We start from the raw sequence: 20,659 nt of genomic DNA, 5'->3' as shown, positions 1-20,659 counted from the left end.
ACGACGGCCGGACGGGTGAAAAGGTTGTGCGGTTCGGTGAGAAATTCACGGCGGGTCACGACAGGAAGGCACGCAGCAGCGACGCCGTGCCCTCGATGTGCTCGGTCATCGCGTGGCGCGCGGCCACGGGATCGCCGGCGAGGATGGCGTCGACGATCGCCTCGTGCTGGGCGTTGGAGTGCTCCAGGTTGGGCTCGAGCAGGGGGATGCGGTCGAGCAGCTGGTTCACGCGCGTGCGGGCGTCGGCCATCGCCGTGGTGAGCGAGCTCGACGCCGTGACCTCGGCGATCGCGAGGTGCAGGCGGGAGTCCTTGCGCCGGTAGTCGACCAGGTCGGCGGCCGCGGCCTCCGCGAGCGTGGTCTTGAGGTGCTGCCGGTCGGCCGGGCTGAGCGTCCGCGCGGCAGCGGCCTCGGCGGCGCCGGTTTCGAGCACGTGGCGCAGGCACAGCGCGTCCTCGAAGGCGGCCGCGTCGATTTCTCGCGTTTTGCTCGGTGGCGGCTCGGGCAGGTTCTCGTTCACGAACGTGCCGCCGTAGCGCCCTCTTCGTGACTCCACGTAACCCGCGTCGGCCAGCGCGCGGATGGCCTCCCTGAGCGTCACCCGGCTCACCCCGAGCCGCTCCGCCAGCTCGCGCTCCGACGGCAGCCGCTCCCCCGCACCGACCACGCCGAGGCGGATGGCCTGCAGTAGGCGTTCGACGGTCTCCTCGAACGCGTTGCCCGCGCGCACCGGCCGGAACAGCGCCTCGTTCGCGCTAGCCACCGACGTCTCCACGATGGCGAGTCTAAGCCCGCCTGATTGCAGAGACTTCTTTGCAAAGGATCCTCTGCGGTCTACAGTGGTGCCATGAGCTCCCAGGGACGCACCGAACGGATCCTCGACGCACGCACCCTGCGCGCGCTCGCCCACCCGCTCCGGATGCGCCTTCTGGACCTCCTCGAACGCGACGGCCCCGCGACGGCCACCGGGCTGGGCAAGCGCGTCGGCGAGAGCTCCGGTACCACGTCCTGGCACCTCCGCCAACTGGCCGACGCCGGATTGGTCGCGGAAGACCCCGGCCGAGGCTCGAAACGCGAACGCTGGTGGAAAGCAGCACAGGACTCGACGACCATGCGCGCCGGCGACTTCGCGGGCGACCCGGAACTGGCCGGGCACCTGGCCTCGTTCCTGCACCAACTCGTGGTGCAGCGCTACGAGGAGGAGGCGCGATTCGTTGCCGAGCTGCCACGGTGGCAGGACAACTGGGAACAGAACGCCTCGATGGCCAGCAACCAGCTCTCCCTGACGCCCGAAGAAGCCCGGCGAATGTCCGACGACATCCTCGCCGTGGTCGACCGCTACCGCCGGCCCGCCCGCCCGGGCGACGACGCGGTGGTCACCCACTGGGCCGCGTTTCCGCGCACCGCCCACCCGGAACCCGACGCCGAATCCACCGAAGAACTGGGGACACCATGATTCCGCACGACTTCACCGAACACTTCGTCCACGCCCGTCAGGCCGAACTGCGCGCCGCCGCTTCTCGCCACCGCGTCACGGCCCGCCACCGACCCCGCACCCTGCCCGCGCCCACCGCCCGCCAGCGCCTCGGCTGGCTGCTGGTCCACACAGGATTGCGCCTGGTGACTGACCGGGGTCAACGACCGCAGATCACCTTGCCGGCTTGAGAATCGGCCGGGCTTCAGTCCACTAAGGACTTCCGACTCCCGCTTCAGCCGCCAGTCCACCGCGCCATCCGCCCCACACTCGGCCTCGCGCCTTCCTCCCAGCCGCTCCCTCTCCACACGGCTGATCCATTCGCCCAGCGAAAGGACCGCTCGTGCGGAGAGCGAAGCTTTTCCGCACCAAGACAGAACGCGTTCGATCACTGATGCCCGCGTTCGCCGCTGTGGTGTGTCGGTGAGCGCATGTAGGTTCGGTGGCTCGCGTGTCGTCGCCGATTTTCCAGGTGTGTCGCAGGCGCCCGTCCTGCTGGGGCGGCCGGTTTCGGCCGCCCCAGCAACCGACCCTGCTTCAGCCTGCGCGGCCCAGCAGTCACGGTCTCTTCCGCCGAGCCCGGTATTCCTGTCCGCGCTTGTCTGACTGCTTGTACACGGCGTCCGGTGATTCCGGTGCCGGCCACACGGAGATCCGGTAGTCCTCGACGGGGTCCCAGACGTTGAGATGAGGCGCGATGTCGCGGCCGCGCGCGTGCACGCGCAGCCGGTAGGAGCCGGGTCCCGAGTGGGCCAGCTCGGGGAAATCCGGAGGATCTTCCCCCATGCCGGCGACGATGAGTTCCCCGTACTCCGAATCCACCGAGACCTCGGCTACTTCGTCCCAGCCGTCGAGCTCGACCGAGTCGGGTGCGGTGTCGAGAGCCTGCACGGTCACGGTGACCGAACCCGTATGGATGCCGGTGAGGACAACTGCCCCGTTGATGAAATCCGTCCCCACGAGACCGTTGGCGTAAGCAAGGCTTGGGAACGGCAGGTCCGCGCTCAAGTCCCTGATGGCGAAATTCCCGTGACTCATGCGCAGGTCAGCGGTCTCCGTCCACACCGGCTTGTTCATACGCCCACCCATCGCTCGCCCGCCCCCGTAGATCGCTGTCAAGAACCGCGTAGTGCCCCAAACGCAAGATGGGACCGTTCGCCCTCCGAACGGTCCCACCAAAGCCACAGAGCGCTCAGCACTCGATGACGTTCACCGCCAGTCCACCGCGCGCGGTTTCCTTGTACTTCACCGACATATCGGCCCCGGTCTCGCGCATGGTCTTGATCGCCTTGTCCAGAGTCACCACGTGACTGCCGTCCCCACGCATCGCCATCCGCGCAGCGTGGATCGCCTTCGAGGCGCCCACGGCGTTGCGTTCGATGCACGGGATCTGCACCAGCCCGCCGACCGGGTCACAAGTAAGACCCAGATGATGTTCGACACCGATCTCCGCCGCGTTCTCCACCTGAGCCGGCGACCCGCCCAGCACCTCGGTCAACCCTGCCGCCGCCATGGCCGAGGCCGAGCCGACCTCACCCTGGCAACCGACCTCCGCGCCCGAAATGGACCCGGTCTGCTTGAGGATCGAACCCAGCGCCCCCGCCGTCAGCAGGAAAGTGACGATGCCGTCGTCCGAAGACCCGCGGATGAAGCGCTGGTAGTAGTGCAGCACAGCCGGGATGATCCCCGCGGCGCCGTTCGTCGGAGCCGTGACCACGCGCCCGCCCGCGGCGTTCTCCTCGTTCACCGCCAGCGCGTACAGGCTGACCCAGTCCATGGCGTACAACGGATCCCCGACGCCGTCCTCGGCGATCAGCTTGTCGTGCAACGCCTTGGCGCGCCGCGGGACCTTCAGGCCGCCCGGGAGCACGCCCTCGTGGGCGATGCCCGCCGAAACGCAAGCGGCCATCACGTCCCAGATCTCCAGCAAGCCGGCCCGAACCGAAGAAGCGGGACGCCACGCCAGCTCGTTCGCCAGCATGATCTCGCTGATCGGCAGCCCCGTCGCCGCGCAGTGGCTGAGCAGGTCGGCACCGGTGCGGAACGGGTACGGCACCGGCGTCGAGTCCTCCACGAACACCGCGTCCGTCTCGTACGACTCGTCGCGCACGAAGCCGCCGCCCACGGAGTAGTACGTCCGCGTGCGCAGCTCGGAAGAGCCGGAGAAGGCCCGGAACACCATCCCGTTCGGATGCGCCGGCAGCGACTTGCGCCGGTGCATCGTCAGGTCGACATCCTCGTCGAACGAGATCTCCCGGACGCCACCCAACAGCAACCGCCCCGAAGACCGGATCGCGGCGACCCGCTCGGGCACTGTCTCCGTGTCGACGGACTCCGGACGCTCACCCGACAGCCCCAGCAGCACGGCCTTGTCACTGCCGTGGCCGAACCCGGTCGCGCCGAGCGAACCGAACAGCTCGGCCTGCACCCGCGTCACGCGGTCCAGCACGCCGTCGTCGACGAGACCGTCCACAAAGGTCCGCGCGGCCCGCATCGGGCCGACCGTGTGGGAGCTCGACGGCCCGATGCCGATGGAGAACAGATCGAAGACGCTGATCGCCATTGACCCGCCCCTTCCCTCTAGTGTCTGGCCAGCAGCGAGCTGGCCTCTTGCGCTGCGGGGCCTTCGGCCGCGAGGTGCGCCAGGTTCTCCGGCAGCTCCTCACCGCGGTGGGCCTTGGTCTGCGCGTAGAGCCGGCCCGCGCGGTACGACGAGCGCACGAGCGGTCCCGCCATCACGCCGCTGAAACCGAGCGCCTCGGCCGTCTGGGAGTGCTCCACGAACTCCTCCGGCTTCACCCAGCGGTCCACGGGGTGGTGCCGCGGCGACGGGCGCAGGTACTGCGTGATCGTGAGGATTTCGCAGCCCGCCTCGTACAGGTCGCGCATCGCGGCCCCGACCTCGTCGGGCGTCTCGCCCATGCCGAGGATCAGGTTCGACTTCGTCACCAGCCCGGCCTCACGGGCCTTCGTGATGACCTCCAGCGAACGCGCGTAGCGGAACCCGGGACGGATGCGCTTGAAGATGCGCGGCACCGTCTCCACGTTGTGCGCCAAAACCTCCGGCCGCGAGCCGAAGACCTCGGCCAGCTGCTCGGGGTCGGCGTTGAAGTCCGGGATCAGCAGCTCGACACCGGTGCCCGGGTTGAGCTCGTGGATCTGCCGGACGGTCTCCGCGTACAGCCAGGCCCCGCCGTCATCCAGATCGTCGCGCACGACGCCCGTGACGGTCGAGTACCGCAAACCCATGGCCTGCACGGATTCCGCGACCTTGCGCGGCTCGGTGCGGTCGAGGGCGGACGGTTTCCCGGTGTCGATCTGGCAGAAGTCGCAGCGGCGGGTGCACTGGTCCCCGCCGATCAGGAACGTCGCCTCACGGTCTTCCCAGCACTCGTAGATGTTGGGACAGCCCGCTTCCTCGCAGACGGTGTGCAGGCCCTCCCGGCGCACCAAGCCCTTCAGCTCGGTGAACTCCGGCCCCATCCGCACCTTCGTCCGGATCCACGACGGCTTCTTCTCAATGGGCGTCTCGCTGTTGCGGACCTCCAGCCGCAGCAGCTTGCGCCCCTCGGGCTGCGCGCTCATCGCGACAGGTCCGAGTACAGCGGGTGCTTCTTCGCCAGCAGCTCCACGCGCCCGCGCAGCGTCTGCGCCACGGAGTCGTCGAAGTCCGGCTTCAGCGCCTCGGCGATCACGTCGGCGACCTCGGCGAAGTCCTCCGCGCCGAACCCGCGCGTGGCCAGCGCCGGCGTACCGATGCGCAGGCCGGAGGTGATCATCGGCGGCCGGGGGTCGAACGGCACCGCGTTGCGGTTCACCGTGATCCCCACGGAGTGCAGCCGGTCCTCGGCCTGCTGACCGTCCAAAGCAGACTGGACGAGGTCCACGAGCACCAGGTGCACGTCGGTGCCACCGGTGAGCACGCGCACACCCGCCTCGGCACAGTCGGAACGCGACAGCCGGTCGGCCAGGATCCGCGAACCCTCGAGGGTGCGCTCCTGCCGCTCGCGGAACTCGTCGCTCGCCGCGATCTTCAGCGCCACGGCCTTGGCCGCGATCACGTGTTCCAGCGGCCCGCCCTGCTGACCGGGGAACACCGCCGAGTTGATCTTCTTCGCCAGCTCCTCACGGCACATGATCAGGCCGCCGCGCGGGCCGCCGAGGGTCTTGTGCGTGGTCGTGGTGACGATGTCCGCGTGCGGCACCGGCGAAGGGTGCAGCCCCGCGGCCACCAGGCCCGCGAAGTGCGCCATGTCCACCATCAGGCGAGCGTCGACCAGGTCCGCAATCCGGCGGAACTCCGCGAAGTCGAGCTGGCGCGGGTAGGCCGACCAGCCCGCGATGATCAGCTTCGGCTTGTGCTCCACGGCCAGCCGCTCGATCTCGGCAATGTCGACGATCCCGGTCTCTTTGTCGACGTGGTAGGCCACGACGTTGTAGAGCTTGCCCGAGAAGTTGATCTTCATCCCGTGCGTCAGGTGGCCGCCGTGCGCCAGGTCGAGGCCGAGGATCGTGTCGCCCGGCTTCAGCACGGCGAACATCGCCGCCGCGTTGGCCTGCGCTCCCGAGTGCGGCTGCACGTTCGCGTGCTCGGCACCGAACAGCGCCTTCGCCCGGTCGATCGCCAGCTGCTCGACCACGTCGACGTACTCGCAGCCACCGTAGTAGCGACGGCCGGGGTAGCCCTCCGCGTACTTGTTGGTCAGCACCGAACCCTGCGCCTCGAGCACACCCACGGGCGCGAAGTTCTCCGACGCGATCATCTCCAGCGTCGACTGCTGGCGGTCGAGCTCAGCCGCCACGGCCGCGGCGACCTCCGGGTCCACATCGGACAGGTGGGCGTCGAACGTCGTCATTCAGTTCTCCTGGGTGAGCGCGGCGTACGCGGTCGCGTCGAGCAGCTCCGGGACGTCGCCCGTGAGCCGCACCTTCAGGAGCCATCCTTCGGTGTAGGGGTCGGAGTTCACGATCTCGGGGGTGTCCGATGTGGTCTCGTTCACCTCGACGACCTCGCCGCTCACCGGCGAGTACAGCTCGCTCACGGACTTCGTCGACTCGACCTCGCCGAACACCTCGCCCGCGGTCACCGTGGCGCCCACGGCGGGCAGCTGCACGAACACGATGTCGCCCAGCGACTCGGCGGCGAAGGCGGTGATGCCCACGGTCGCGACGCCGTCCACGACGGACAGCCACTCGTGTTCCTTGGTGTAGGACAGGTTCTGAGGGATGCTCACGGTGCTGGAATCCTTTCAGTGCGGCGCAGCCGCTCCGTTGAGGGTGGCGGTGGGGCGGAGGCCGGGCTCTCAGGCTCGGGAGTAGAAGGGCAGGGCGACGACCTCGACGGGCTCGATCCTGCCCCTGATGTCGACGGAAAGCTTCGTACCAGGCTCGGCGTACGCCCGATCGACGTACGCCATCGCGATCGGGTAACCCAGCGTCGGCGAAAGCGCACCACTGGTCACTTCGCCCACCGAAGCGTCGCCGGAAAGCACGGCGTAACCGTGCCGCGGCGCCCGGCGACCGGTGGCCCTCAGCCCGACCCGCACGCGCGGAACGTCCGCCTTCGCCAGTTCCTCCAGCGCGGCCCGGCCCACGAAGTCACCCGGCTTCTCGAACTTCACCACGCGGCCCAGGCCGGCGGCGAACGGGTTCAGCTCACGCGAGAGCTCGTTGCCGTACAGCGGCATCCCGGCTTCGAGCCGTAGCGTGTCGCGGCACGCCAGCCCGCACGGCACCAGCCCGAACGCCTCACCGGCGTCGGTCAGCGCCCGCCATAACGCCGGCGCCTCGGCTGCCGGCACGTACAGCTCGAACCCGTCTTCACCCGTGTAACCGGTGCGGGCCAGGAGCACGTCGTGCCCCTTCACCACGGCGGGCACGCTCGCGTAGTACTTCAGCGCGCCCAGGTCGGCGTCGGTCACCGCGGCCAGCACGTCGACCGCGCGCGGGCCCTGCACGGCGATCAAGGCCGTGTCCGCGGACCGGTTCTCCACCACGGCGTCGAACCCGGCCACGCGCTCGGCCAGCGCTTCGGCGACCACGTCGGCGTTGCCGGCGTTGGCCACGACCAGGTACTCCTCGTCGGCGAGCCGGTAGACGACCAGGTCGTCGAGCACGCCGCCGTCGGCGTCGCAGATCATCGTGTAGCGGGCGCGGCCCGGCTTCACGCCGGTGAGATAACCGACCAGCGCGTAGTCGAGCACGTCGGCGGCCTGCGCGCCGCGGACGTGGATCTCGGCCATGTGCGACAGGTCGAACAGCCCGGCCGCCTCGCGCACGGCCTTGTGCTCGGCCAGCTCACTGGCGTAGCGAACCGGCATCGACCAGCCCGCGAAGTCGGTGAACAGCGCACCCAGTCCCTTGTGGACGGCGTGCAGGGAGGTCTCTCGGGCTGCGTTTGATTCAGGCACGAGTCTCAGCCTTCGTACGCGTTGAGGGGCGGGCAGGAGCAGACGAGGTTGCGGTCACCGCGCGCCCCGTCGATCCGGCGCACCGGCGGCCAGTACTTGTTCTTGCGCGACACACCCGACGGGTACACCGCCAGCTCACGGTCGTAGTCGGCGGTCCACTCGCCCACCAGCGTCTCCGCCGTGTGCGGGGCGGCGCGCAGCGGGCTCGTCTCGGCGGTCCAGCGGCCGGCCGCGACCTGGTCGATCTCGTGGCGGATGGCGATCATCGCGGCGCAGAAGCGGTCGATCTCGCCGAGGTCCTCGCTCTCGGTCGGCTCCACCATGAGCGTGCCCGCGACCGGGAACGACATCGTCGGCGCGTGGAAGCCGTAGTCGATGAGCCGCTTCGCGACGTCGTCGACGGTCACGCCGGTGTCCTTGGTGATGCCGCGCAGGTCGAGGATGCACTCGTGCGCGACCAGGCCGTCCTGCCCGGTGTAGAGCACCGGGTAGTGCGGCGACAGGCGGGCGGCGACGTAGTTGGCGGCGAGCACCGCGACCTTCGTGGCCGCCGTGAGGCCGGGCGCGCCCATCATGCGCACGTACGCCCACGAGATCGGCAGGATCGACGCCGAGCCGTAGGGCGCGCCGCTGATCGGGCCGACACCGGTGGCCGGGCCCGCGGCGTCGAGCAGCGGGTGGTTCGGCAGGTACGGCGCGAGGTGCGCGCGCACCGCGACCGGGCCGACGCCGGGGCCGCCGCCGCCGTGGGGGATGCAGAACGTCTTGTGCAGGTTCAGGTGCGACACGTCGCCGCCGAACTCGCCCGGCTTCGCCAGGCCCAGCAACGCGTTGAGGTTCGCGCCGTCCACGTACACCTGGCCACCGCCGTCGTGCACGATCTTCGCGAGCCGCTCGATGCCGTGCTCGTACACGCCGTGGGTGGACGGGTAGGTGACCATGATCGCCGCGAGCGTCTCGCGGTTCGCGTCCACCTTGGCCTGCAGGTCTTCGAGGTCGACGTTGCCCTCGTCGGTGCACTTCACCACGACCACGCGCATGCCCGCGAGCACCGCCGAAGCCGCGTTGGTGCCGTGCGCGGACGACGGGATCAGGCAGACCTCGCGCTCCGGCTGGCCGTTGGCGTGGTGGTAGCCGCGGATGGCGAGCAGGCCCGCGAGCTCACCCTGGCTGCCGGCGTTGGGCTGCAGGGAAACCTTGTCGTAGCCGGTCACCTCGGCGAGCCAGCCCGACAGCTGCGCCACGAGCCGGTGGTAGCCCTCGGCGTCCTCGGCCGGTGCGAACGGGTGGATGCCCGCGAACTCGCGCCAGCTGATCGGCTCCATCTCGGTGGTGGCGTTGAGCTTCATCGTGCAAGAGCCCAGCGGGATCATGCCGCGGTCGAGCGCGTAGTCCAGGTCGGCGAGCTTGCGCAGGTAGCGCAGCATCGACGTCTCGGAGCGGTGCGTGCTGAACACCTCGTGGGCCATAAAGCCACTTTCGCGCACGATGCCGCTCGGCAGCGCGGTGGCGGTGGCCCCTTCGGCGTCCACACCGAACGCGCGCAGCACCTGCGCGAGGATGTCCGGCCGGGTGACCTCGTCGCAGGCCACGCGCACGTGGTCGGCATCGACGTGCCCGAGGTTGATGCCCGCCTCGCGCGCGGCCGCGTGGACCTCGGCGGCGCGGCCCGGAACGTGCGCGACGACCGTGTCGAAGAACGATTCGTGCACGATCTCCACGCCACCGGCGCGCAGGGCCGCGGCGAAGCCCGCCGCCAGCTCGTGCACGCGGGTCGCGATGGCCTTCAGGCCGTCCGGGCCGTGGTACACGCCGTACATCGCGGCCAGCACGGCCGGCAGCACCTGCGCGGTGCAGATGTTCGATGTCGCCTTCTCGCGGCGGATGTGCTGCTCCCGCGTCTGCAGCGCGAGCCGGTACGCCATGTTGCCGTCGGCGTCCACTGACACGCCCACCAGCCGGCCCGGCAGCGAACGCTCGAGCCCGGCGCGCACGGCCAGGTAGCCCGCGTGCGGGCCGCCATAGCCCAGCGGCACGCCGAAGCGCTGCGTCGAACCCGCGGCGACGTCGGCGCCGAACTCGCCCGGCGAGGTGATCAGCGTGAGCGCGAGCAGGTCGGCGGCCACTGTGTACAGGGCGCCCGCGGCCTTAGCAGCCTCGGAAATGGCGTGGTAGAAGCCGCGGCCGCGCAGCGCGCCCGAAGCGCCCGGGTACTGCACGACGACGCCGAAGAACTCTTCCGGAAGCCCGGTGAGCAGGTCGCGCACCTGCACGTCGATGCCGAGCGCGGCGGCGCGCGTGCGCACGACCGCGATCGTCTGCGGCAGGCATTCGGCGTCGAGGACGATCACATTGGACTTCGACGTCGACGAGCGCCGCATCAGCGTCATGGCCTCGGCGACGGCGGTCGACTCGTCGAGCATCGACGCGTTGGCGGTGGTCAGGCCCGTGAGGTCGGCGACCATCGTCTGGAAGTTCAGCAGCGCTTCGAGCCGGCCCTGGGAGATCTCCGGCTGGTACGGCGTGTAGGCGGTGTACCACGCGGGGTTCTCGAGCACGTTGCGACGGATCACGCCCGGCGTGACGGTGTCGGAGTAGCCGAGGCCGATCATCTGCGTCATCGGGCGGTTGAGCGCCGCGAGCGCGCGCAGCTCCGCGGTGGCTTCCTCTTCGGACGCCGCGGCGGGAAGGTCCAGGTCACGGGTGGCGCGGATGGCGGACGGGACGGCCGACTCCACGAGGGCGTCCAGGCTTCCGTAACCGCATTCGGCGAGCATCTTGGCCCGCTCGGCCTCAGCGGGGCCGATGTGGCGGACGTCGAACGGTGTGGAGGTGATGGGAGCTCCTCTTGCCGGGCACCGGGCACAGTGGTGCGCTGGGAACTCCCCCTCTGTCATGGGCACCTGAGAGTTTCACCGCACAGCGCGGCTTTCACCTTGGGTGAGGCGCGGGTGCGCCTGCTTTCCAGAGTGGCCTCGCGCGAAGCGGTAGTGGGTACCTGAGAGATTCCGGGGAGTTTGCTCCTTCGGTGCCCCACCGGTCTCATGGGGGCTCTCCCGCTCCTGCTCGAACGGCCCGGTATTCACGTTTGTGTGCTGGCGGCCACGGTACCTGCCGCTTTGTACGCCAGTCTACCTCGGACGGTTCACGCCACACCCGCCGAGCCGCGGCTGAAGGTGCGCAGGTGACGGGTCTGCGCGCGGAGCGTCACGGGGACCTTCGTGATCTTCGGCGGTCCTGCCAGCAACGCGCACAGGTCGGCACAGCGCGTGAGCAGTACGGCGAGGTCGCGCAGCTCCTCGTCGTCGGTCCCGAGGCAGGACTGGGCGCACAGCGACAGCAGTCGCGCGGCCTCGCCGCACATCGCCTTCACGGACATACGCACCATCGCGACGTCGGCGGCCATGCCGGAGCAGCGGTCGAGCGTGTCGGCGCACAGGCGCGACATCGACGCCGCAGCGAGCATGACCGGTCCCATCGTGGCCGGCTCGCTGCCAGGGTCGGCTTGTTCGGCTCGCCGCGCGAACGCCCGTTCGCACCGCACCCGGCACAGTTCGCAGAGGTCGGCGATCTCCTGCAGCATCGGAGACGCTTCGCGGATCGGCATGGCACCCTCCCGGACCGGGCGACCGGGCCGGTCGCCACGGTTCCGGTCTACCCACCGCGAAACCGGACAGGGGGCGTCGCCACCGGAACAGGCGGAAGATCAACCCGTCCCGGTGACGTCTGTCCGAAAGCTCTGTCTAAAGGCTCTGTCTAAAGCGGAGTGACGTACGCGCCCGAAATGCCACCGTCCACGAGGAACTGCGACGCCGTGATGAAGCTGGCGTCGTCGCTGGCCAGGAAGGCCACCGCGGCCGCGATCTCCTCCGGCTCGGCGAACCGGCCGACGGGCACGTGCACCAGCCGCCGCGCGGCGCGTTCCGGGTCCTTCGCGAAGAGCTCCTTCAGCAGCGGCGTGTTCACCGGTCCCGGGCACAGCGCGTTGACGCGGATGTTCTCCCGCGCGAACTGCACGCCCAGCTCGCGGCTCATCGCGAGCACCCCGCCCTTCGACGCGGTGTAGGAGATCTGCGAGGTCGCCGCACCCATCACGGCCACGAACGACGCCGTGTTGATGATCGAACCCTTGCCCTGGCGCCGCATGTGCGGCAGCGCGGCCTTGCAGCACAGGTACACCGAGGTCAGGTTGACGCGCTGCACGCGTTCCCATGCCTCGAAGCCGGTGGTGAGGATCGAGTCGTCTTCAGGAGGCGAAATGCCGGCGTTGTTGAACGCGACGTCGACCGCGCCGAACTGGTCCACGGCCGTCTGGAACAAGGCCTCCACCTGCTCGGGATCGGTCACGTCGGCCTGTACGAACAGTCCCCCGACCTCGTCGGCCGCCGCCTTGCCCTGCTCGGGCGTGAGGTCGCCGATCACGACCTTCGCGCCCTCGCTCGCCAGCCGGCGCGCCGACGCGAGGCCGATGCCGCTGGCCCCGCCCGTGATCACGGCGACGCGGCCCTCGAAACGCTGCACCATCTCTCTCATTCCTCCGTGCTCAGGAAAACGTTCTTCGTCTCGGTGAAGGCCGTCGGCGCGTCGGGTCCCAGCTCACGGCCGAGGCCCGACTGCTTGAACCCGCCGAACGGCGTCCAGTACCGCACCGACGAGTGCGAGTTCACCGAAAGGTTCCCCGACTCCACCCCGCGCGCGACGCGGAAGGCCCGCCCGACGTCGCGCGTCCAGATCGACCCGGACAGGCCGTAGTCGGTGTGGTTGGCCATGCGGATGGCGTCGGCCTCGTCGTCGAACGGCACGACGGCCACGACCGGGCCGAAGATCTCGTCGGCGGCCAGCGGGTCGGCGAGGCTTGCCGGCGTGACGACGGTGGGCGCGAACCAGTAACCGGGCCCTTCGGGCGCGCTACCGCGAAACGCAACAGGTGTCGCGTCAGTGACGTACGACGACACCTTCGCGTGGTGCGCCGCGGAGATCAGCGGGCCCATCTCCGTGCCGTCGTCGCCGGGATCGCCGACGACCACGCCCTGCACCGCGGGCTCCAGCAGTTCCATGAACCGCTCGTGGACGCTGCGCTGCACGAGGATCAGCGAGCGCGCGCAGCAGTCCTGGCCGGCGTTGTCGAACACGCCGTACGGCGCCGTCGCGGCGGCCTTCTCCAGGTCGGCATCGGCGAACACGACGTTGGCGTTCTTGCCGCCCAGCTCCAGCGTCACGCGCTTCACCTGCGCCGCGCAGCCGGCCATGATCTGCTTGCCGACCTCGGTGGAGCCGGTGAAGACGACCTTGCGGACCAGCGCGTGGTCCACGAACCGCTGCCCCACCACCGAACCCTTGCCCGGCAGGACCTGGAACACGTCCTCGGGGATGCCGGCCTCGCGGGCGAGCTCGCCGAGGCGGATCGCGGTGAGCGGCGTGAGCTCCGCGGGCTTGAGCACCACGGTATTGCCGGCCGCGAGCGCAGGCGCGAAGCCCCAACCCGCGATGGGCATCGGGAAGTTCCAGGGCACGATCACGCCGACCACGCCGAGCGGCTCGTGGAAGGTCACGTTCACCCCGCCGGGCACCGGGATCTGTTGCCCGATCAGGCGTTCCGGGGCCGCGGAGTAGTAGTTCAGGACGTCGCGGACGTTGCCCGCTTCCCACCGCGCGTTGCCGATGGTGTGGCCGGAGTTGGTCACTTCGAGGCGCGCGAGGTTCTCGAGGTCGGCCTCGACAGCGTCGGCGAAGCGGCGCAGCAGCCGCGCACGATCGCCGGGGGCGACGGCTCGCCAGGCGCCGAACGCGGCGTGCGCGCGGGCGATCGCCGCGTCGGTCTCCTCGGCGCTCGTGAGCGCGACCGACCGCACCACCTGTTCGGTGGCGGGGTTGATCACGTCGAACATCCTCGTCACTTGCGCTCCTCTGCTGCTCGGGCTGCGGCTTGGGCGGCTGCTTCGGCTGCTTCGGCCAAGGCCCGGAACAGGCGGACGTCGCCGGTGTCCTGCTCGGGGTGCCACTGCACGCCGAGCAGGAACTCGTCACCGGGCAGCTCCGCGGCCTCGACGGTGCCGTCGGCGGCGTGCCCGGACGCGACGAGGCCGTCGCCGAGCCGGTCGATGGCCTGGTGGTGGTAGCAGTGGCCCTTCGTCTCGGGCCCGAGCAACGCAGCGGCGCGAGTGCCGCCGACGAGGGTGATGCTGCTGGTGCCGAACGTCGCGGGCGCCGGCTGGTGCGCGGTGTCGCCGAGGGACTCGGGCAGGTGCTGGCTGAGCGTGCCGCCGAGGGCGACGCTGATCACCTGCAGGCCGCGGCACACGCCGAGCACTGGCTTGCGCGCCTCGCGGGCCGCCTCGAACAGGCCGAACTCGAAGGCGTCGCGGTCCGGGCGCGTATAGGTGGCCGGGTGTGGCTCGGCGCCGTACTTTTCCGGCTCGACGTCCGCGCCACCGGTGAGCACGAGCCCGTCCACGCGGTCGACGAGGCTCGCGTACGCGTCCGTCAACGGCGGCAGCAGCACCGGGATCCCACCGGCGGCCACCACGCAGTCGGCGTAAACCCGGTGCAGCAGCGTGGCTTCCGTGTCCCACGCGAGGAACTTGGCCTGCTCGACGTAGGTGGTCAGCCCGATGACGGGTTTTCGGGCGGCGTGCTCAGAGACGTTCGAAGCCACGGATGAGCTCCCAATCGGTCACGGCCTTCTCGAACGCCTCCCGCTCCACGCGGGCGGCGTTGAGGTAGTGGTCCACCACATCGTCGCCGAAGGCCTCGCGCGCGATGCGGCTGCCCGCCAGCACGTCCGCGGCTTCACCCAAAGTGGTCGGCACGGTCGGCTTGTCGGAGCCGTAGGCGTTGCCCGTGAACTCCGGCTCCAGCGGCAGCTCGTTCTCGATGCCGTGCAGGCCGGCGGCGATCAGCGCGGCGACGGCGAGGTACGGGTTCACGTCGCCGCCCGGCACGCGGTTCTCCACGCGCAGCGAATCACCGTGGCCGACCACGCGCAGCGCGCACGTGCGGTTGTCGGTGCCCCACGCGACGGCCGTCGGCGCGAAACTGCCGCGCACGAACCGTTTGTAGGAGTTGATGTTCGGCGCGAAGAAGTAGGTCAGCTCGCGCAGCGCGGCCAGCTGGCCGGCGAGGAAGTGCTCCATGGCCTTCGAGAAGCCGTGGTCGCCGTCGCCGGGAAGGACCGCTGACCCGTCCGTGCCGCGCAGGCTGAGGTGGATGTGGCAGGAGTTGCCCTCGCGTTCGTTGTACTTCGCCATGAACGTGAGGCTCTTGCCCTCCTGCGCGGCGATCTCCTTGGCGCCGTTCTTGTAAACGCTGTGGTTGTCGCACGTGGTGAGCGCCTCGGCGTAGCGGAACGCGATCTCCTGCTGCCCGGGGTTGCACTCGCCCTTGGCCGACTCGGGGTACAGGCCGGCGCCCGCCATCTCGTTGCGGATGCGGCGCAGCAGCGGCTCGACGCGCGCGGTGCCGAGCATCGAGTAGTCCACGTTGTACTGGTTCGACGGCTTGATGCCCTGGTAGCGCTTGTCCCACGCGGCTTCGTAGCTGTCGTCGAACACGATGAACTCGAGTTCCGTGCCGACGAACGCCTGCAGCTTCTTGTCGGCCAGCCGCTCCAGCTGCCGCCTGAGCACCTGCCGCGGCGACACCGCGACGGGCCCGCCGCCGTCGACGCGCTCTACGTCGGCGAGCACCAGCGCCGTGCCCTCCTGCCATGGGACGAGGCGAAGGGTGGTGAAGTCGGGGCGCAGCACGAAGTCGCCGTAGCCCGCATCCCACGAGGAGATCGCGTAGCCGTCCACGGTGTTCATGTCGACGTCGACGGCCAGCAGGTAGTTGCACGCCTCCGTAGCGTGGCCCACGACCTCTTCCAGGAAGTACTCGGCCGAGCAGCGTTTGCCCTGGAGCCGGCCCTGCATGTCGGTGATCGCGACCAGCACCGTGTCGATCGTTCCGGCCGCCACCTGCTCACGGAGCGCGTCGAGCGTGAGCAACCCTCGCCTGCCAGCCATGGCACCGCCCCAAAGGTTTGGATGGGATCCTTTGCGGGTTCTTCCTACCGGCCGGTGCTCGCGGGGTCAATCCGGCCAAAGGTACTGTTGGATTCCATTGCGTAAGAGCCTCGTATGTCCGGCTTGCCCGGCTGAGAAGAATCTGTGAATCGTGGGGGTGTGGGACCAAACGCGCCGTCTCGGGCGTTGGACGGGACAAGAGAGGTGAGAGGGATGACAGAAGCATTCACGCAGTCCACGATCAGCCGGCAGCAGGCGCGGCCACAGCTCCCGACCATGCCCACAGGCTGGCCGATCGGCTCCTACGAGTCCTACGAGCAGGCACAGAAGGCGGTCGACCACCTCGCGGGCACCGACTTCCCGATCAGCGACGTCACCATCGTCGGCATCCAGCCGATGCTCGTCGAGCGCATCGCGGGCCGCATGAGCTGGGGCAAGATGCTCAGCAGCGCCGCCATGTCGGGCGCGGTGTTCGGCCTGTTCCTCGGCCTGGTGCTCAGCCTGCTCAACCCCGCCGCGGGCCTGTTGTCCATCGTCATCGGCCTCGTCGCGGGCGTCGCCTTCAACCTGCTGTTCGGCGCCCTGGGCTACGCGGCCAACCGCAACAAGCGCGGCTTCGTCTCGCAAAGCCAGCTCGTCGCCCAGCGCTACGACGTCCTGTCGCAGCCCCGCAACGCCGAAAAGGGCCGCGCCCTCCTCGCGGACCTCGCCGCCCGCTCGGCCTTCGGCCACTGACGTAGCTCCCGAAGCTCGGGCGCCTGGGTCTCGAACCCGGGCGCCCGAGTTCTTTTTTGCCCACGTGCTGTGCGGCCGGGTCCGGTCAGACCTCCTGCCACGTCACCCCATCCGGACGCATGCCTCCGCTCCGCAAGAAATCCCGCGCCGCCTGCCTGACCACTGGCAAGGGCACCTCCACGTTGTCCTGAATTTCGCGCTCGTGCGTCATGTAGTCGTAGGCCAACCTCGCACCGGCTGGGTTGCCGTCCCAGGTCACGACACCACCCGACGGATCGGCGTGCGCGACGAATCCCCGATCGCCATGCACACCCAGCTGGAGAATCGCCCAGCCGTCGTCGTCGCGGCGGGACTGTTCCGCCACGACACACAACTCCGTGAGCAGCTCGTTGGCCCGTGCCGTCAGCTCATCCGATCCACTGATCAGCTCGGCGGCCTCGCCCCCACCCGGCGAGATCCACCTGCCGTGGGGCTTCTGACCCCTGCCGCGAGTTACGGGCGGCGGCAACTCGCGACGCTCGGCTTCGACGCGGCTCTCGAGCGCACGTCACTCACAAGACGGAACCGGGGGAGCAGCCCCGACCTCTGCTCCCCCGGCCCCTCGCGCGCTCTACCTCGTCGGCGGAGCAGGACTGGCCGGCGAAGTCGTCTTCGCCGGGGCCGACGACGTCGGCTTGGCAGGCGCACTGGAAGGAGCACTCGGCGCCGAAGTCACCGGCTTCGGGATCGCCGCGGCAAACGGCACGCCCGTCTGCTCGTGGCAATACCCGAGGTAGCCGTTGTAGCCGTCGCGGTTGCCGTTGGCGTCCTGGACGCCCTGGACGAGCTGCGGGCGCGGGAAGCGGTTGTCCTCGCCGACCTTCGAGCGGGTGCCGGTGTCCTGCTCGCAGCCATAGCGGGTGACGGTCAGCGGCCGGCCCTGGTCGTCGTAGAGGTAGACGTCCGTGAGCGGCTTGCCGGAGGCGTCGAAGGCGTAGACGTTGTCGACGTCCTCGTTGCCGTACCGCAGCTGCTGGTTGCCGTAGGTGTCCGTGGACGGCGACGAGTACGACGTCGTGTCCGGGTAGTACGTGCGGTGGGTGATCAGGTCGATCGCCGCGCCGAAGCCGCCGAACGCGCCGCCGATCACGAACGCCGACACCGGCACCGCGATCCACAGCAGCCGCCGGTCGCCGCCGGTCTTCGGCCCGGCCCAGATCGCCGCCGCTGCGGCCGCGATGAGGAACGGCAGCAGCAGAACCGCATACGAGTGCCGCACCATGAGCAGCAAGCCGAACCCGATCAGGGCCACCGCGCACACCACCCACCACGCGGGCTTCAGCGAACGCAGGTACGCCACGGCCTTGTCGCCCTCACGGTTCGAGCGCCACGACTGCACCGACTCCCGCGTCCGCACGACCTCGGGCAGCTCCAGCACGGCCGAAACCCCGCGGTGGAACAGGAAAATCAGGCTCAACGCGAACACCGGCGCCAGGAGCAGCAGACCCAGCAACCTGTCCGGGTCTAGGCTCACCGCCGCCGCGAAAGCGAACAACGCGAGCCCCGCGGCGCAGAACACCAAGCCCCACAAGGCAAATCTCGCTGCGAACAGGCTCGGGGCCTTCGCCGGAGCCAGCACGGCCGTGGCCGCCTCGGCACCCGCGGGCGCCGGCGGATAGCCCCCGGACGCCCGCAGCTCGGCCGCGTAGCTCTCCGGCGAGCCGAGCCGTTCGATGAGCTGCTCGACGCGCGCGTCGGCCCCCAGCTCGGTTTCCATCTCGGCCAGGTGCGGCCGGACGTCCTCCAGGATCTCCTCGATCTCCCCCGCGGGCAGATCGCCGAGCGCGGTGCGGACCCTCGCCAGGTACACGCGCACCGCGGTGGGCTTCTCCGTACTCATGCTGCCTCTCCCAGTAACCCGTTCATCGTCGACGCGAAACTCGCCCACGTCTTCCCCGACTCCTGCAGCCGCGCTCTCCCCGGCTCGTTCAGGCTGTAGTACTTGCGGTGCGGGCCCTCTTCGCTCGGCACGACGTACGACGTCAGCAACCCGGCCTTGTACAGCCGGCGCAACGTGCCGTAAACGGAAGCGTCTCCCACTTCCTCCAGGCCGGCCACACGAAGTCTTCGGAGCACGTCGTAGCCGTACCCGTCGTCTTCGCGAAGCACGGCCAGCACCGCCAGGTCCAGCACTCCCTTGAGCAGCTGACTGATCTCCACGGCACCCTCCAGTCTTGCGCTTGGAACGGTACCACGCATTGCGCAGTAGTGCGCACGGCGGACGGCCATTCGGCGGAAACCATCCGCGCGCAGAGGTGAAGATCAGACTGGAACGCCCAGCTCACGCCGGGTTTCGCGCCGCACGTCGGCCACCAGAGCCGAGCGCCGCCACGCGCGCGTCACCTCTATGAGCCACGCGGCCTCGGCACTCACGTCGGCGGCCACGGCCCGGCTCACGGGCGCGTCGGCATCGTCGGGCTGGAACCGGTGGTCCGCTTCGCGCGCGACGAGGGCCGCCGCGAGCGTGGCGGCTTCGACGGTCGCGGCCACCCGGCGCGTCGGCACGCCGTCGCGCAGGGCGCGGTCCACCACGCGCGCGGGCAGGTCCGGGTCGAAGTACGGCCGCAGCGCGAGGTGCCCGTCGCGGATCTCGATCACGCGCCGGTAGAGCGCGAACTCCGCACCGCGCCCGAGCCCGCTCGCCGGATCCAGGGCGATGCCCGGCACGGCGTCGCGCAGCACCGTCCACAGTGGCTCGATCCGGCGGTAGCCGCGGTACGCACGCACCCAGCGGAACGGCGTGGCGAGCGACGGCCCCCACACCGACAACGTCGACCCCGCCACCGCGAGCACTACACACGTGGCCCCCAGCACCGCGGCCGGCAGGTCCTCCGTCGCCCCGACGCGGCCATCCGAGATGAGCGCGGCCACGTCGTCGAGATCCCACAACGTCCACGCCACCGCCGCCACCACTCCGGCGAAGATCAGCCACAGCCCGGTGCGAAGCGAACCCGCGCGGGCGCGCGTGGCGAAGCGCGCGAAGAACACGGCGACGAGCGTCAGGCTGAGCACGCCGTACACGACGAACACCAGCTCGTACGCGATCAGGAACGGTCGCCCCTCAGCGGCGACGACCGTCTCGTCGCCCCAGCGGTCCGGGCCCGCAACGGTGAACAGCACGATCTCCACCGCGATCACGAACCACGACAGCACCGCGTGCCAGCCCAGGCGCGCGTCGGCGCCGAAGCGCATCGAGCGCGTGAACGCGACCGTGAACCCGATCGCGCCGAACTTGGCGAGGTCGCCGGCGAGCGGCGCGTACTCGGCGTACCAGCGGTGGTGGCCGGCCAGCTCGTCCATCGCCGGCATGCCGTCGGTGATGCCGAGCGCGATGCAGATGCCGAAGCCAGCGAGGAACCACAGCGTGCGCGCCGGCTGGTCGCGCCCGGCCTCGAGCAGCTTCACGCCGAAGCCGGCGAACCCGAGCACGCAGGCCAGGTACGCCAGCGTCTCGATCACGGATTCCGGCGGCGCGGGCGGCCGCCGAACATGTCGTCCATGCGGGCCATGCCGCTGTCCGGTTCCGGCCGCGGCGCCTGCACCTTCGCCACGCGCTGGGCGAGCAACGACGCCACCAGCTCGGCTTCCTGCTCCTCCACCGCCGAGTACGTGGTCCGCCCCAGCACGCGGCGGACCAGCTCGGGCGAAAGGTTCGGCATCAACGCACGGCTCACGGCGATGTCGATCGCCGCGCCTTCAGCGCCGGCGTCGGACCCGACGTGCCCGCACAGCAGGTGGCCCACCTCGTGCAGCAGGATGTGGCGCCGGTGCAAGGCCGTGGTGTTGGTGGGATAGAGGATGTAGTCGGCGCGCGCGGTGCTCATCAGCAGGCCGCACGGCCCGCCGGACGGCGCGTTCACCGGCATCAGCTCGATGGGCCGGCCGCGACCGGCGGCGATGCCCGCCACGAACTCGGCGGCGTCGAAGGGCTCGGGCAGCGCCGGCGCCTCGGCCAGGCGACGGCACCGTCGCCAGAGCTCGCGCTGCCGGTCCGCCAC

21 protein-coding genes and 1 riboswitch are annotated in these 20,659 nt (G+C 70.0%); of the genes, 3 read left to right on the top strand and 18 right to left on the bottom strand.

Annotation, left to right across the window (positions count from 1 at the left end; all coding sequences use genetic code 11):
* Positions 1–55: 55 nt before the first annotated feature.
* The gene (locus ABZU76_RS44500; protein ID WP_354882317.1) at positions 56–778 is read right to left on the bottom strand and encodes a GntR family transcriptional regulator; all 723 of its coding nucleotides are present in this window, start codon (positions 776–778) and stop codon (positions 56–58) included.
* A 69-nt stretch (positions 779–847) separates the two neighbouring features.
* On the opposite strand from ABZU76_RS44500, the gene ABZU76_RS44495 reads away from it, so the two are divergent.
* Positions 848–1,456, top strand: coding sequence for a helix-turn-helix domain-containing protein (locus ABZU76_RS44495; protein WP_220237691.1), 609 nt, complete (start codon positions 848–850; stop codon positions 1,454–1,456).
* Entirely contained in the window at positions 1,453–1,665 is a 213-nt protein-coding gene (locus ABZU76_RS44490) for a hypothetical protein (RefSeq protein WP_354882297.1), read from the top strand. Before ABZU76_RS44495 ends, ABZU76_RS44490 begins: the two co-directional genes overlap by 4 nt.
* Positions 1,666–2,032: 367 nt before the next feature.
* On the opposite strand, the gene ABZU76_RS44485 is transcribed toward ABZU76_RS44490, so the two are convergent.
* The 12 genes from ABZU76_RS44485 to ABZU76_RS44430 form a co-directional block, all read right to left on the bottom strand.
* Complete coding sequence (locus ABZU76_RS44485) at positions 2,033–2,551, bottom strand: hypothetical protein (RefSeq protein ID WP_354882294.1); 519 nt, start codon at positions 2,549–2,551, stop codon at positions 2,033–2,035.
* Between the two features lie 115 nt (positions 2,552–2,666).
* Positions 2,667–4,037, bottom strand: a complete 1,371-nt coding sequence (locus ABZU76_RS44480; protein ID WP_354882291.1) for an L-serine ammonia-lyase — start codon at positions 4,035–4,037, stop codon at positions 2,667–2,669.
* Between the two features lie 17 nt (positions 4,038–4,054).
* Complete coding sequence (lipA, locus tag ABZU76_RS44475; protein WP_354882289.1) at positions 4,055–5,059, bottom strand: lipoyl synthase; 1,005 nt, start codon at positions 5,057–5,059, stop codon at positions 4,055–4,057.
* On the bottom strand, positions 5,056–6,330 hold the full coding sequence (gene glyA / locus ABZU76_RS44470; protein ID WP_354882286.1) for a serine hydroxymethyltransferase: 1,275 nt from the start codon (positions 6,328–6,330) through the stop codon (positions 5,056–5,058). Before glyA ends, lipA begins: the two co-directional genes overlap by 4 nt.
* Positions 6,331–6,708 carry a glycine cleavage system protein GcvH gene (gene gcvH, locus ABZU76_RS44465; RefSeq protein WP_354882283.1) on the bottom strand — a complete coding sequence of 126 codons (378 nt, stop codon included), beginning with the start codon at positions 6,706–6,708 and terminating at the stop codon, positions 6,331–6,333.
* A gap of 69 nt (positions 6,709–6,777) precedes the next feature.
* A complete protein-coding gene (gene gcvT, locus ABZU76_RS44460) occupies positions 6,778–7,884 on the bottom strand; it encodes a glycine cleavage system aminomethyltransferase GcvT (protein ID WP_354882280.1) in 1,107 nt (368 codons plus the stop codon).
* A gap of 5 nt (positions 7,885–7,889) precedes the next feature.
* Positions 7,890–10,781: an aminomethyl-transferring glycine dehydrogenase gene (gcvP, locus tag ABZU76_RS44455; protein WP_354882277.1), complete on the bottom strand. Its 2,892-nt coding sequence runs from the start codon at positions 10,779–10,781 to the stop codon at positions 7,890–7,892.
* A gap of 78 nt (positions 10,782–10,859) precedes the next feature.
* Positions 10,860–10,953, bottom strand: a riboswitch (glycine riboswitch).
* Between the two features lie 76 nt (positions 10,954–11,029).
* On the bottom strand, positions 11,030–11,491 hold the full coding sequence (locus ABZU76_RS44450) for a hypothetical protein (RefSeq protein ID WP_354882274.1): 462 nt from the start codon (positions 11,489–11,491) through the stop codon (positions 11,030–11,032).
* Between the two features lie 149 nt (positions 11,492–11,640).
* Complete coding sequence (locus ABZU76_RS44445; protein ID WP_354882271.1) at positions 11,641–12,408, bottom strand: 3-oxoacyl-ACP reductase; 768 nt, start codon at positions 12,406–12,408, stop codon at positions 11,641–11,643.
* 5 nt (positions 12,409–12,413) lie between these two features.
* A complete protein-coding gene (locus ABZU76_RS44440; protein WP_354882314.1) occupies positions 12,414–13,772 on the bottom strand; it encodes an aldehyde dehydrogenase family protein in 1,359 nt (452 codons plus the stop codon).
* A gap of 5 nt (positions 13,773–13,777) precedes the next feature.
* The gene (locus ABZU76_RS44435) at positions 13,778–14,539 is read right to left on the bottom strand and encodes a gamma-glutamyl-gamma-aminobutyrate hydrolase family protein (RefSeq protein WP_354882268.1); all 762 of its coding nucleotides are present in this window, start codon (positions 14,537–14,539) and stop codon (positions 13,778–13,780) included.
* Positions 14,520–15,887 (bottom strand): glutamine synthetase family protein, encoded by a 1,368-nt coding sequence (locus ABZU76_RS44430; RefSeq protein WP_354882265.1) that lies wholly within the window; start codon positions 15,885–15,887, stop codon positions 14,520–14,522. Before ABZU76_RS44430 ends, ABZU76_RS44435 begins: the two co-directional genes overlap by 20 nt.
* 213 nt (positions 15,888–16,100) lie before the next feature.
* Here ABZU76_RS44430 and ABZU76_RS44425 point away from each other — a divergent pair, with 213 nt between their 5' ends.
* Positions 16,101–16,622: a general stress protein gene (locus ABZU76_RS44425; protein ID WP_354882262.1), complete on the top strand. Its 522-nt coding sequence runs from the start codon at positions 16,101–16,103 to the stop codon at positions 16,620–16,622.
* Positions 16,623–16,707: 85 nt separating this feature from the next.
* Here ABZU76_RS44425 and ABZU76_RS44420 read toward each other — a convergent pair whose 3' ends face one another.
* The 5 genes from ABZU76_RS44420 to ABZU76_RS44400 all read right to left on the bottom strand — a co-directional run bounded on the left by ABZU76_RS44420 (position 16,708) and on the right by ABZU76_RS44400 (position 20,659).
* Positions 16,708–17,130 carry an Imm1 family immunity protein gene (locus ABZU76_RS44420; RefSeq protein ID WP_354882259.1) on the bottom strand — a complete coding sequence of 141 codons (423 nt, stop codon included), beginning with the start codon at positions 17,128–17,130 and terminating at the stop codon, positions 16,708–16,710.
* 102 nt (positions 17,131–17,232) lie between these two features.
* Entirely contained in the window at positions 17,233–18,501 is a 1,269-nt protein-coding gene (locus tag ABZU76_RS44415; protein ID WP_354882256.1) for a hypothetical protein, read from the bottom strand.
* Positions 18,498–18,821, bottom strand: a complete 324-nt coding sequence (locus ABZU76_RS44410) for a PadR family transcriptional regulator (protein ID WP_220237677.1) — start codon at positions 18,819–18,821, stop codon at positions 18,498–18,500. The genes ABZU76_RS44415 and ABZU76_RS44410 overlap by 4 nt, the downstream gene beginning before the upstream one ends.
* 102 nt (positions 18,822–18,923) lie before the next feature.
* Complete coding sequence (locus ABZU76_RS44405) at positions 18,924–20,120, bottom strand: MAB_1171c family putative transporter (RefSeq protein ID WP_354882253.1); 1,197 nt, start codon at positions 20,118–20,120, stop codon at positions 18,924–18,926.
* The gene (locus ABZU76_RS44400; protein WP_354882250.1) at positions 20,117–20,659 is read right to left on the bottom strand and encodes a hypothetical protein; all 543 of its coding nucleotides are present in this window, start codon (positions 20,657–20,659) and stop codon (positions 20,117–20,119) included. Before ABZU76_RS44400 ends, ABZU76_RS44405 begins: the two co-directional genes overlap by 4 nt.

It is taken from the genome of Amycolatopsis sp. NPDC005232, assembly GCF_040607795.1.
Taxonomy (GTDB): domain Bacteria; phylum Actinomycetota; class Actinomycetes; order Mycobacteriales; family Pseudonocardiaceae; genus Amycolatopsis.
Note: the sequence above shows the minus strand (reverse complement) of the source record. Positions and strands in the feature narration are given on the sequence as shown.